General features: G+C 41.7%; 10 protein-coding genes. 4 read left to right on the top strand and 6 right to left on the bottom strand.

The genetic code is table 11. From position 1 onward, the window contains the following. The first annotated feature begins 136 nt into the window (after positions 1-136). Entirely contained in the window at positions 137-427 is a 291-nt protein-coding gene (locus LN893_RS07195; protein ID WP_229969126.1) for an isoamylase early set domain-containing protein, read from the top strand. 270 nt (positions 428-697) lie between these two features. Beyond that, the gene (locus tag LN893_RS07190; RefSeq protein ID WP_229969125.1) at positions 698-1,525 is read left to right on the top strand and encodes a polysaccharide lyase; all 828 of its coding nucleotides are present in this window, start codon (positions 698-700) and stop codon (positions 1,523-1,525) included. Between the two features lie 141 nt (positions 1,526-1,666). On the opposite strand, the gene LN893_RS07185 is transcribed toward LN893_RS07190, so the two are convergent. From LN893_RS07185 to LN893_RS07170, 4 genes are all read right to left on the bottom strand, one after another. Further along, a complete protein-coding gene (locus tag LN893_RS07185; RefSeq protein WP_229969124.1) occupies positions 1,667-1,885 on the bottom strand; it encodes a hypothetical protein in 219 nt (72 codons plus the stop codon). A gap of 322 nt (positions 1,886-2,207) precedes the next feature. Then, complete coding sequence (locus LN893_RS07180; protein ID WP_229969123.1) at positions 2,208-2,903, bottom strand: hypothetical protein; 696 nt, start codon at positions 2,901-2,903, stop codon at positions 2,208-2,210. Positions 2,904-2,982: 79 nt separating this feature from the next. Continuing rightward, positions 2,983-3,384, bottom strand: coding sequence for a response regulator (locus LN893_RS07175; RefSeq protein ID WP_229969122.1), 402 nt, complete (start codon positions 3,382-3,384; stop codon positions 2,983-2,985). Positions 3,385-3,972: 588 nt separating this feature from the next. After that, positions 3,973-6,180, bottom strand: coding sequence for a xanthine dehydrogenase family protein molybdopterin-binding subunit (locus LN893_RS07170; RefSeq protein ID WP_229969121.1), 2,208 nt, complete (start codon positions 6,178-6,180; stop codon positions 3,973-3,975). 525 nt (positions 6,181-6,705) lie between these two features. Here LN893_RS07170 and LN893_RS07165 point away from each other — a divergent pair. Further along, on the top strand, positions 6,706-8,832 hold the full coding sequence (locus tag LN893_RS07165) for an ATP-binding protein (RefSeq protein WP_229969120.1): 2,127 nt from the start codon (positions 6,706-6,708) through the stop codon (positions 8,830-8,832). A gap of 96 nt (positions 8,833-8,928) precedes the next feature. On the opposite strand, the gene LN893_RS07160 is transcribed toward LN893_RS07165, so the two are convergent. Both LN893_RS07160 and LN893_RS07155 read right to left on the bottom strand, forming a co-directional pair. Continuing rightward, a complete protein-coding gene (locus LN893_RS07160; RefSeq protein ID WP_229969119.1) occupies positions 8,929-10,371 on the bottom strand; it encodes a M48 family metalloprotease in 1,443 nt (480 codons plus the stop codon). A gap of 213 nt (positions 10,372-10,584) precedes the next feature. Continuing rightward, complete coding sequence (locus LN893_RS07155) at positions 10,585-11,529, bottom strand: gamma-glutamyl-gamma-aminobutyrate hydrolase family protein (RefSeq protein ID WP_229969118.1); 945 nt, start codon at positions 11,527-11,529, stop codon at positions 10,585-10,587. Between the two features lie 346 nt (positions 11,530-11,875). On the opposite strand from LN893_RS07155, the gene LN893_RS07150 reads away from it, so the two are divergent. Continuing rightward, complete coding sequence (locus LN893_RS07150) at positions 11,876-12,457, top strand: helix-turn-helix domain-containing protein (RefSeq protein WP_229969117.1); 582 nt, start codon at positions 11,876-11,878, stop codon at positions 12,455-12,457. The last annotated feature ends 72 nt before the right edge of the window (positions 12,458-12,529 follow it).

Below are 12,529 nucleotides of genomic sequence, written 5' to 3'. Positions count from 1 at the left end.
TGCTGGAATAGTAATAAATACCCGATTTTTCACGAATATGTAAGTATTAGTATATAAAAGTTTGCAAAATGGATACTTTTCTTGTAATATTCGTATGAGCTTTAAATCCGTTTAAAATATCTAATAAACTAAAGGTATGATACAGAAAACCAGTTACAAGACAAAGGATTATTGCAAAGTGAAATTCACAGTAGACGCAGAGAATGCAGAGAGTGTAGAAATTCTAGGACTTAATGGAGACTGGGATACTCCTGTTGCTATGAGCAAGAAAAAGGATGGCACTTTTGCTACTGAAGTTCAACTGCCTAAGAATAGCCGCCATGAATTTAAATATAGAGTGAACGGTTCTGATTGGATAAATGAACCAGAGGCCGATGAGCAAAGCTCTAACGAGTATGGTGGTCAGAACAGTGTCATTACTTTGTAGATTTTCATCAAAGTAGCGTTACGCCAGTTTGGTTACACACTAACTCAAAGCTCTCCTGCGCTGGGTACAGCGGTAGGAGAGACTTTATAAGTTTAGTGTTGACGAACTGATGGTATTAAAGTGCTCGTGCCTATTTCTTCTAATAGTCACCAGATTCCCTGTTCTTCTTAATGTAAGTAAGCTTTTTTTCTTTCCTGAATATAGCTTTGCTTGTTTGCCTAGGTTAACGCCTATGCCAGCAAATTTTTCCCCGCCACTTTTTTCAAGCCTATGTCTAAGATTAATCTTTTTGGAGCTGTCTTTTGCCTGCTCTTGGCTTTGCCGTACGCCATAGTTTCTACTAACTTCGAAACGCAACCAGCAGGTACCTACAATGCTGAAGCATGGCGCAAGGATGGCTTTAAAGTAGCCTGGGTACAAACACTTGATAAAAATGCTACAGTAGATGATGCCCAAGCACATAAAGGAGAGAAGTCTTTAAGAGTGACTTATCCTAAAGGTGAATTTGGCCCTGGTAGTAGTGGAGGACAGGCTAAGCTAATGCTAGAGCCACAACGAGAGTATTTCGCTTCTTATAGCCTGCGCTTTAGCGATAACTTTAGCTGGGGCGGTAAGTACGAAGGAGGAAAATTACCAGGACTTGCAGGAGGTGAAAATTGTAGTGGCGGGCAACAATGCGATGGTACAAATGGATTCTCTGCCCGCTTTATGTGGAGGGAAGGTGGCAAAGCCGTGCTATACCTGTACCACATGGATAAGCCATCTGAATGGGGCGAGGATCATCCACTAAAACGAGCCGATGGTTCTGTAGTGGTTTTTCCTAAAGGGAAATGGGTAAAGCTGGTGCAAAGAGTAAAAGTAAATACCGTTCAAAATGGAAAAGCCAACTACGATGGTGAAGTACAGGTTTGGTATAACGGAGAAGAAGTGCTTCGTCTGTCAGGGTTACGTTTCGTGAATAATTCAAACCAAGTCGATAATTTTTTCTTTTCCACATTTCACGGAGGAGGTTCTGCTGAGTGGGCTCCTTCTAATACATGCTGGGTTTGGTACGATGATGTAGTTGTATCGGGTAAAAGCAGCGATGTTTTAGATTAAATTTTCGTTAAACCAACTTGAGAACCTGTAAAAGTGGTTTTAGAGCTGTAATTGAAAAGGTAGGGTAAATACAGCAATAAGCTTCTTTACCCTACCTTTTCAATTACAGCTCTGTTAGAAGCTGTTTAGGCACAAAATCAATTATTGATTTTGCTCTTGATTTGTTTCTCTATCAATAGTCTCTGTTTGAGTTGTAGTATCAGTTTGTACTACAGTTTCCTGAACCTCAAGTTCAGATACAGTTGTATCTCTTTCTATTACATTTTCATTGTCAGAAGCGGTTGTATCACTGTTTCCTCCACAAGAATATAGGCTAAGAGATCCTAATGTCAGTGCACACGCAAAAAATAATTTTTTCATAAGTCTAAATTTAATTCATACATCTATAAATAAATATCTTGTGTATTGAAACCAAAATATTCATTTACCTAATACTACTATAGTTTACGTGCTACAGGAGCTAAAGGATATGTTTACTCTTTATTATGTTACAATTCAGAATATGACTGGACGCACATATTCACTGAAAAAGCTTATATGCAGCCTTATGAATGAGTAAATCTTAAATCCTGTTTTCCTGATGAAACATTGAAAGTTTACAATTGAAGTACTCATAAACACACAGTCCCAAGAGATTATCTCTTGGGGCTGTGTGTTTATGACATGAATTGCCTTAAGTAGCCTAAGCTACTTTCAGGTATTGCTCATTAAGAAGTGCTTTACGAATAGTAGTTTCAGATGCGTAGTGTGATATAAAGTCACCTTTACGGCATACAGTAGTTTTAGGCCTTTGCATTACAATTACCTTAGAACGCTTACCCACAGTTACAAGACCTATGCCTCGTGCTTCGAGTGAATGAAGTAAGTAAGAGGCCATCAAATTGTTGCGAAAACAGATACTACTGACAGACATGCTTAGCCACTGTTCGTTTGCTGGTTGTTTTTTGAGTTGATCTGCAACTTTATTTATTTTCCTTTTTAAACCTTTTTCTTCCAGAAGTGAATGGATCACAAAAGTTGCTATAGTTACTACTACAGGCATGATGAAAACAAATGCCCAATGCTCCAATTGCTTTCCTGCCAAGAGACTGGCTATAAGAACCACAAAAGCTAAAAGAAAACGAAACTTGCTGAGCCCGTTCTTCTTGTAGTTTATCAGAAGCTTTGCAAGCCGCTCCGACTGTTGCGTATGCAGAGAGGCGATGAAGAAACTGTTTTTGCTATCGGTGCAAGCAAAGATGGCATTGGCTACATGGCCACGTTTGGTTGCTTGGTTCTGATCTACAAACACATTAGCTGTCTTGTAAAGAACAGCATAATGATCTCTTAAGTATTTTAGGGTTAAGCGCTCGTTGTTGTTTTCGTGCTGGGCAGGCATAATAGAAGCTGAGTAGTTGTATTAGCTGATAGGTATTTTCTTTATAAGTATTCAAAGATGCTGTTAATATTCGCAATAATCAATATTTGTTGTTGCAAATCATGTCCTGAATTGAGGCCAGTCCAGATTTATCGAGTGGCTTTGACAAGAATTTTAATACCAAGTTGTATTCTGCAGACCTTCGTTTTTCTTCCTCATCTATAGAAGAGGTAAGGATAACTATTTTGCACCTGTTTTTAAGCCTTTCCTGTTTAAGAGATATGGCTTCCAAAAAGTCCCAACCGTCCATGATGGGCATGTTCAGATCAAGAAAAACAACAAAAGGATGCGTTTTTCTTTCGGCTTCAACTGTTATTATTTCCTCCAGTGCAGCTTCCGCCGAAGAAAAGCACTTCAATTCTTTTGAGAATCCTTCCAGAATGTGCTCTGTCAGAAAAGTGCTTATCTTATCGTCATCAACAATATAGGTGCTCTCAATCATGCCGCTGTTTAGTGTTTGAAATCTGCTGATAGCTTTAGACTTGGTTAGTAGTTGCTATTATAATGTTGTGTCTTGGTCATTTCTCACGCACATGAAGCATTTGTCAAAAGGGTAAAATTTTCATCTTGAGTGTCGCTATAACACGCTTCATTCTTAAATTTTGTACCAAATATGTTCTGTATTGTATATTATAAGTTTAAAATATTTTGAATTAACCAGTATGTTGATTATTTACAGGGTTTTGTGTGCAATAATCAGTCTTTTTATAAAGGTGCTGAAGCAACCGTAGTCAGGATGTAATACTCAATTAAGGGTGTCATTTTTCCTTTTTTGGGAAAAATGACACCCTTAATTTCTCTTTTATAGATTAAATTGTGGGTGCAGTTATAGTGCTGATGAGGATTGTAATGCTGCATTCAACTAATAGGCCTATTAGTTGATTGCAAGCAACAGCACATTGGACTGTGTTGTGAACCGAAGATATGGCGTTTGGTTTAGCAGATATTGATATGCTTGAAACTGTTTATTGTTCGGTGAGGAGTATAGCAGCAACTTTTTGTGCCTTATAATGCAAAATTTGCTCTTGGGTTACACTAGCTTAGCAGGTGTTATCGGAAGTTCATACACTCTTTTACCTGTGGCATGATAAACAGCATTGGCTATAGCAGCCGTTAAACCTATCAGTGGAATTTCGCCAAGTCCTTTTGCACCCATGGGGTCCACAATTGGATCTGCTTTATCAATAAAAATGACATCTATATTGGGCACATCGGCATTAACAGGCACATGGTATTTAGATAGATCGTTGTTAATATGGCGGCCAAAGCGATGGTCTATGATTCCTTCTTCCATCAGTGCTATACCAATTCCCCATACAACAGAGCCGTATACCTGGCTTTCGGCGGTTTTATGGTTCATAATCTTACCGGCATCCACGGCAGAAACAACTCTCTTAACCCGAACTTCACCAGTGGCTGCGTGTACGTGTACCTCCACAAAATTGCTGCAAAACGACTTGCTGGAATAGTCTTCTAAGACGGCGTCACCTTTAGATTCCTTTACCAGTACAAGCTCAGGCAAGTTATGCTGTTGCAGAATATCTGAATACTTCTGACTAGCTGTTCCGCTTTTTAACTTAACTGTTCCGTTTTCGAAAATGAGATCTGTATCCTGTGCCTGTTGCAGAGGAGAGCCAGGTATACTCACTGCTAATTCCTGCAGCTTTTGTTTTAAAGCCGAGCAGACATCATAAACAGCCGAACCAACTGAAGCTGTGGTGTGTGAACCAAACTGACCAGGTGCATATGGTAATGTTGAGTTTCCCCATTCAAAACGCACGCTTTCACGGTCTAAGCCCATTACGTCGGCCGCTATTTGTGTAAAAATAGTGGCTGAGCCTGGTCCTGTATCGGCCACTGCACACTGCACCAGCAGGGAACCATCTGCATCCAGTATGGCTCTGGCTACTGCTCTGTCTCGAGCAGCTTTATAAATACCAGCGGCCATACCTGTACCAACCAACCAGTCGCCAGCGCGGTTAGAGCGGGGAGTGGGGTTGCGCTTACTCCAGCCAAAACGCTCGGCACCTTTTTCAAAACACTCTTTTAAGTGGATGCTGGACCAAGGTTTGTTATTCTCTGGGTCTTTCTCAGCATAGTTCTTTAGGCGGAGTGCCAGCGGGTCTATTTTAAGCGCATAAGCCAATTCATCCATCGCCGATTCCAGGGCAAAAGATCCGCTGGTTTCGCCTGGGCCACGTGTCCAGCAGGGGGTGCTCATATCGAGCTGCACCAGCCGGTAAGAAGAGTTAAAATTTGGACAACTGTACATCGACTTGCTTGGATCAATAAGGCGCTCCGTAAACTGCTCGTACTGGGATGTAGTGCCATAAGCTTCGTGCGTTATTCCAACAAGTTTACCGTCTGCGGTTGCACCTACTCCGAAAATTTGCACAGAGCGCGGCCGGTAACCAACCATATTAAACACCTGTTCCCGCTTTAGCATTACCTGCACAGGCCTACCTACTACTTTTGCACCTAATATGGCAGCCATTTCCTGCGGCCAAACCCGTGATGAACTTCCAAAGGCTCCTCCTACAAAAGGAGAGTGGGCCAGTACATTTTCTTCTTTCAGGTCGAAGGCTTTTGAAATTTCCTTTTGTGATATTTTTGTGGCTTGCGTTTTATTGTAAACCCGAACCTTGTCTTCTCCATCCCAAACTGCTGTTGTAGCATGTGGTTCCATCGGGTTATGTACCTGAACTGGAGTACGGTACTCGCGCACTATTTTTACAGGCGCTGTTTTATAGGCATCAGGTGTTCCTCTGCTATAGTCGTTGTGGCGGGTTGGTTTTATGGCTTTGCTTAGGTTGCTCTCCATGTTTGTCTGGTGAGGTTCCTCTGCGTAGCTAACTTTTACCATAGTAGCCGCGTCTTCCGCTCTTTGCAAGGTGTTTGCTACAACTAAGGCTACTGGTTGGTAGTTATGGTATATTTTGTCATCGTAAAACAAGCGGAATTCCTGTCCATATACCCTGGCGCCTTCGTTATTCACAGAAGCTTCATAACCTGGTACCTTAGGTGAGTTTTGATATGTAATAACAGCCAGTACACCTGATGCCCGCTCAGCAGCTTTTGTGTCTATGTTCTTGATGCGTCCTTTAGCAATTGTGCTAGTCACTAACACACCATAGGCTTCGTCTGGTAGGTTATATTCTACCGCATACCTAGCTCCCCCAGTTACTTTTAACAGACTTTCTACTCTGTCCATCGGGTCACCCATTGCTACTTTGCTCATACTTTCTGTTTTAGATGTTAAACTATACCTGCCGCTTTTTAAAGCCTGCACAATTGTTTGCGGAGCCATTTTAAGCTTGTAGGCATTGTGCTTAAAAACGCTTGTCGCTGTGCTCTTTGCTCTTTGCTTTCTTTTGGTTTGGGCTTATTTTCGTGCATCATAAAGTCATGGGGCTGTGGTGGCTTTATATTAACTGAAACGCGCCTTTAAGTGAAAGCGAACTTCTCCACTACACTGCTTTTGTTTTACCGAAAATGATGTATTTTCATACGGGCCTAGCGTATGTAAGTATAAAAAGATAAACATTTCTGCTTTATAACTTTGCGTCAAAGTAGTGTTGGCTATTGCTGCTTGCCAAGCAATATTACAGGCTTTGTAGTTCTATCAACTATACCTGTAAAGAGCTTCTCTTACACATTTTTGAAGCGCTAGTGCTAACTTGGTCTTTATTTAAACGTTAGTTCTAATCTATCTAAATAAGTAATTTTAGAGCTATCTATTTCTTTGCACCGATTTCACCTATAAATGACTTTATCAAATAGTGCCGCAGTAACTAACAGCAGTTATGCTAATATTTTTCGCGGCGGAGGAGAGATGGGAGAGTTAATGCGATCTTACGATTGGCATAACCACCCCTTAGGAAGTCCAGATAACTGGCCTAATACCCTCCAGACTAATCTCCGACTTATGCTCAATTCAGGCTTCCCGATGTTTATCTGGTGGTCAGAAAACCTTTACATGTTTCATAACGATGCCTACATACCAGCTTTGGGTAAAAAACATCCGAAGGCATTGGGAGCAAGTGCCCGCGAGATGTGGGCGGAAATATGGGAACAGCTTGGAGTAGTAGCAGAAGGTATATTAAAAGAAGGCAATCAGTTTTATGCGGATAGCTTACTTATTCTGCTCGATCGTAAGGGGTTTATCGAAGAAACTTACTGGACATTTTCATATAGCCCCATATTTAATGAAGCGGGAAAAGTTGAAGGTGTTTTTTGTGCCTGTAACGAGGTTACTAACACTGTTTTGAGCCAGAGACGCTTGAAAACCCTTAAAGATGTGTCGGAGGAGATGGCCCTGATCCAAACACTGGAACAGGCTTGCCAGGCTACTAGTACTATACTTGATGAGAATTCAGATGATATTCCATTCAATTTAATTTACCTTTTTGATAAAGAAGGTAAAAAAGCACACTTGCTTGGCTATAGTGGAAATTTGGCCGAGGATGCGGTAATACACGAGATAGACCTTAACCAACAGGTAACAGATAGGCTTTATCATTTTAAGCAGGTACAGCAATCAAAAGAAGTGGTAGTGGTAGATAACCTGTCTGAGGACTATTTTAAGGGTATAAACACACCTGGAGCTGCTTTACCAAAGCAGGCCGCCATACACCCTATCTTTCGGCCAGGACGCAATAGTATCATCGGTTTTTTTGTTGCAGGTATTAGTCCGCGTCTAGAGTACAATGCAGATTACAAAAGTTTCCATCAGTTGCTCTCAGGCCAGTTTGCTACTTCTATCACAAGTGTGCAGGCAAGGGAAGAACTTAACAGGCAGGAGCAGTTTTTGCGCGATGTTTTTCAGCAAGCTCCAGTAGGCATAACCATCGTGAGCGGGCCAAATTATGTGGTTGATATCGCTAACCCTGGTGTTTGCGAGATATGGGGAAGGAAACCCGAAGAAGTGCTTGGGAAGCCAGTGCTTGAGGCTTTGCCAGAAGTAAACAGCCAAGGTATAAAGGAACTACTTGATGGCGTAGTGAGCACAGGCGTACCCTTTGTGGCTAACGAGTTGCCCATAACGTTTGAACGGAACGGCCAAATGGAGCAGCTTTACCTGAACTTTGTTTACCATCCTGTGCGCAACTCCCTAGGTATGATTATAGGTGTAATTGCCATTGCCATTGACATAAGCGAACAGGTGAAGGCAAGACAAGAAATTGAAGCCATGAACAAGGAGTTGCTAGCCACCAATGCAGACCTGGATAACTTTGTTTATTCTGCCTCACACGATTTGAAAGCACCAATTTCTAACATCGAAGGGTTAATGCATGAGTTGGTAGCACAACTTTCTGCTGATACGCTGGAATCTGAGATAGTGCAGCAGCTAATAAACTACATCCAAAGTTCCATAGACAGGTTCAAAAAAGCTGTTTCCGATTTAACACAGGTTGCTAAAATTCAAAGGGAGGCAGGAGAGGACGTAACGCAAATAGATCTTGCCAACGTGGTAGAAGAAGTTAAGCTAGACTTTAACTCAATTATAGCTGAAACAGACGCAATAGTTGAGCATGAAGTTATGGCTGGTTCCACTATACAATTTTCTGCGAAAAATGTTAGAAGTATAGTATACAACCTATTGAGCAATGCACTTAAATACCGCGCTCCAGATAAGAAGCCGCACATTAAAATAGCTACTGAGCTTACGGCTAATTATGTAGTTTTAAGTGTAGCCGATAACGGTTTAGGGATTGATTTATCTGAAGAACGAAAGATGTTTTCGATGTTTAAGCGCCTGCATGACCATGTGGAAGGTACTGGCATAGGTCTTTACATCGTAAAGAAAATTGTTGAAAACGCAGGTGGTAAAATAGAAGTGGAAAGCCAAGTAGGAGTGGGGTCAACTTTCAAGATCCATTTTAAACGGTGAAAACTTTTAACTTTTTATAATTAGCAGTATCCTTCCATAAGGATGATCTTTAATTTGTGCTAGCAGCTGTAGTTACAGTTGCTAGCACAAATTTATTTACTGAGCAACTGTTTTAATCAGCATGCCTTTCTCTACCCGATCATTCAGCTGTAAGCCGTTTAAGATGGCTAGTTCCTCTAATCTGTTTTCTGGTGTGTTAAAATTACGTAGCGCCTGAGCTAAGGTAGTGCTTTGGGCAACGGTTTTGATACGTATGCGCTCTGGCTGGCGGTTTAACTTATCAGGTTCAGTTAGCTGGCTAAAACTTTGCATAGTAGAAGTAAAGGCCTGCATATAGTTGTTAAAATTAGCAGCACTACTTATGCCCATTAAGCTATAGATGTTGCCCCCGTACTGGATCAGGTAGGTAAGTGTTCTGATGACTCCACCTTGCTGCTGCTGATCTGCCACCATAGCAATAGCAGGTAGGCCATTTACCGTAGTTTTCTGCGCCTCTACTTGCTGTAGTTGGTATTGCTGTAGTAATTGTTGCGCTGCAGCCTCTAACGATTCACCTGGTACAAGTGTTAGCGCCATCATAGCGTTACCGTCTTGTGAAGCCATCTGGAACTGCTGAGGACTGTTCTGGTGCATCCATTGGGCAGGTATCGGAAACTTAAACTTAAGTTCTGGGTGGTAAAAGGTATTGTTTTCCACGAAACCCTGCTTTGGATCTTCGCCATAGATAATGCCATCGATCATGCGCAGGTACGACTCTCTGTTTACCTTCAGGTTTGGCTGGTTTAACTTCTGTTGCCACTCAGCCGCAAGTTGATTTACTGTTTCAAATCTTTCGCCTGGGTTTGGGTGCGTAGACAAGAAGCCTGGTACAGCGTTACCTTCTTCTCCGCCACCCTGTGCTCTTTGCAACGTCAGGAAGAAGTCACCCATCTCTTCTGCGTCATAACCTATTTTAGTGGAGTATTCCACACCAAGTCTATCTGACTCCCGTTCATCGTCTCTTCCAAACTTAAGAAACAACAGGCCCACGCCTTGCGAAAGTTCGTTTCCGAGACGAGCAACCTGCGGCGAAACAACAGAACCCAACACCAAGCCAAATTGTGCCAGTTGAGCTTTGCTTTGTTGCTGCGCAGAATGTCGTGCAGTTATATGGCCTATTTCGTGGCCAAGTACTCCTGCAAATTGCGCTTCATTATTAAAGTGCGCTAATATACCGCGCGTGAAGTATACATAGCCCCCAGGTACGGCAAAGGCATTAATTACGGGCGAGTCTACTATTTTAAATTCATAGTTAAGATTATCGCGGTGCGAAATAGCTGCCATTTGCTGGCCTTTCTCACTTATAAATCGTTGCAGCGCTGCGTTTTCGTATAGACCAAACTGTGCGACAATTTGAGGATCTGATTGCTGACCAAGTGCTATTTCCTGTGATTCAGACATTAACATGATTTCTCTGTTGCCTGTTACAGGGTTTTTGGCGCATGAACTAAACAGCAGCGCTATGGAGACGGCAAATAAGGTGTTTTTGTGTTTTTTCATAGTTATCGTGTTACATCAAACATGAAATACCAAAGAAGCTTTCTGTAGTATCTTCATATTCTATAGCAACGGTAGGGTATAGTATTGGTTTCAGCAGCAGCTATGAACACACTCTTAAAGGAGATTATTTAAAGATTTGAGCAGTGGTAACAAAAGACTTTTTTGCTACTACTGCTCAATTGTTCGATAGCTAAGTAGCTTTTTCGATACCAGCTACTCTTCTCCCTCAACTTCTTCTAGCAATGCTGCTTCCTGTTCCTGCATTTGCTGGAGTGCGGCAGCTCTTGGGCTAGACAACGCTTGTTCCATATCATCATCTTCAATCTGGAAGTGCACTCCTTTAGCATGATATACTAAAGCTTTAAAGAGGCTCCTTTGTTCTTTGTGTTGTGGCAGGTACTCTGGGTGCCATTGCACACCCAGTATAAACTTTTGGGTTGTAGTTTCTATAGCTTGGGTAATACCGATACTTTCTTTTGCAACTATTTGTAAATCGGTGCCTGGTTCTTTTACCGCTTGGTGGTGAAGTGCGTTAACCTCTAGTTCTTCAGTGCCTAATATCTGAGCAAGCATACTGCCTCGCTTTATGTATACCTTCTTCACAGGGAAGACACTGGAAGGATTTGGCTCTTCGAGGTAAAAAGCATTTATGTCCTGGTGCAGCGTGCCCTGAAAATAAACGTTAATAAGCTGTGAACCTCGGCATATACCCATAACTGGTAGCCCCTTCTTCACCGCCTGGTCAATTAGCTGGAACTCCAGGTGATCTCTGTCGGGGTCTATAGTCCACGTTCTTTTTCGGCTAAAGGCCTTGCGCAGGAAGAACAAAGCAGGATAGTAAAGCCAACTGGTGAAACGGCCTACCTTTTGGAAAATATTTGTCTTAGGCTTTCGGATTGTCTGTTCTAGGTATTCGTTTATCACATTCTCGTCCTGCAATGCACGCGGGTCTATGTCGGCTCCGCCACCGATTATAAGTGCCTGCAATCCGTCGGCAGTCCTGTGTTTAGATGGTGTAATCCTTACAGGCTTACCCCCAGCCATGCGCACAGCCATTGCTGCAAAAAACCAAGCAACTCCACCACCTTTGTCTGGTCCTGTTATGCCTATCGTTGGTCTGTCTCTGTTTATCTTAAATCTTTGTACTATGTTTGCCATCGCTCTTCGTTTTAGTTAAGCCCTTCGTATTTGTGCAAGTTTGAAGCATGCTTTTTGTATGTAACAAAATAGAAGCCTTATCAGGAGTTGCACCTTCAGGACACGTTATCATCTTCTATATCAGGTACAAATCATGCAGTACCGTTATAATTATTCAACGTGAAGAACTGAATGGCGTTTCAAATGAATAGGGGACGCTTGAATAGAACGAAGAAAATGAGACAATTTTTGTGTATGAAATGAGTAAGAGAACCTAGCCACTTTCTAGAAATTTTGTAAACCTATTTTGAAAAATTATAACAGGCGAACCTATTTCTGTTTCTAATTTGCTTTTTAAATCTGTACAATGACTGATACAAAACTATATATCAAAAACATGGTCTGCGACCGCTGTAAACGTGTTGTGGCCGAAGAGTTAAATAAGCTGGGTTACCAAGTGCAGCGTATTACGCTTGGCGAGGCGGATCTATATGTACCCGCGGGTAAAGAGCTGGATCTGGAAGAGATAAGAGAAGTGATGGCTGAAAATGGCTTTAGCCTGATGGATGACCGCAAAACGCAACTGATAGAGCAGGTTAAAGTAGCTATTATTGAACTTGTGCATCGTCAGGGCGAATCAGACCTGCATATAAATACCTCTGATTACATTGCCGAAAAGGTTGGTCTGGACTATAATTACCTTAGCTCTCTCTTTTCCTCTTTTGAAGGTATAACCATAGAGCGGTTTCTCATTTTGCAGCGAATCGAAAGGGTAAAGGAGCTCTTAGTATACAATGAACTTAGCTTAAAGGAGATTGCCTATGAGTTGGGCTATAGCAGTGTTGCTCATTTATCAAACCAGTTTAAAAAGATAACAGGATTTACGCCAAGCCATTTTAAAGAAATAAAGGAAGACAAGCGCAAGACAATAGACAAGGTACAAGAGTAAATTTGCTTCTGTATAATGAAAATGCCTCATATGGTGCCCTGCTTTCCTTATGAAATGTTCATCAGATAAACG

Origin of the sequence: Pontibacter harenae, from assembly GCF_020907245.1 — a bacterium.
Lineage (GTDB): Bacteria > Bacteroidota > Bacteroidia > Cytophagales > Hymenobacteraceae > Pontibacter > Pontibacter harenae.
This window is presented reverse-complemented; position numbering and strand designations above follow the sequence as displayed.

What these genes read in the sequence shown, in the direction of transcription:
- LN893_RS07155 (WP_229969118.1), bottom strand. Translation starts at nt 11,529, where the DNA reads ATGGCAAACATAGTACAAAGATTTAAGATAAACAGAGACAGACCAACG.
- LN893_RS07160 (WP_229969119.1), bottom strand. Translation starts at nt 10,371, where the DNA reads ATGAAAAAACACAAAAACACCTTATTTGCCGTCTCCATAGCGCTGCTG.
- LN893_RS07180 (WP_229969123.1), bottom strand. Translation starts at nt 2,903, where the DNA reads ATGCCTGCCCAGCACGAAAACAACAACGAGCGCTTAACCCTAAAATAC.
- LN893_RS07195 (WP_229969126.1), top strand. Translation starts at nt 137, where the DNA reads ATGATACAGAAAACCAGTTACAAGACAAAGGATTATTGCAAAGTGAAA.
- LN893_RS07175 (WP_229969122.1), bottom strand. Translation starts at nt 3,384, where the DNA reads ATGATTGAGAGCACCTATATTGTTGATGACGATAAGATAAGCACTTTT.
- LN893_RS07185 (WP_229969124.1), bottom strand. Translation starts at nt 1,885, where the DNA reads ATGAAAAAATTATTTTTTGCGTGTGCACTGACATTAGGATCTCTTAGC.
- LN893_RS07165 (WP_229969120.1), top strand. Translation starts at nt 6,706, where the DNA reads ATGACTTTATCAAATAGTGCCGCAGTAACTAACAGCAGTTATGCTAAT.
- LN893_RS07170 (WP_229969121.1), bottom strand. Translation starts at nt 6,180, where the DNA reads ATGAGCAAAGTAGCAATGGGTGACCCGATGGACAGAGTAGAAAGTCTG.
- LN893_RS07150 (WP_229969117.1), top strand. Translation starts at nt 11,876, where the DNA reads ATGACTGATACAAAACTATATATCAAAAACATGGTCTGCGACCGCTGT.
- LN893_RS07190 (WP_229969125.1), top strand. Translation starts at nt 698, where the DNA reads ATGTCTAAGATTAATCTTTTTGGAGCTGTCTTTTGCCTGCTCTTGGCT.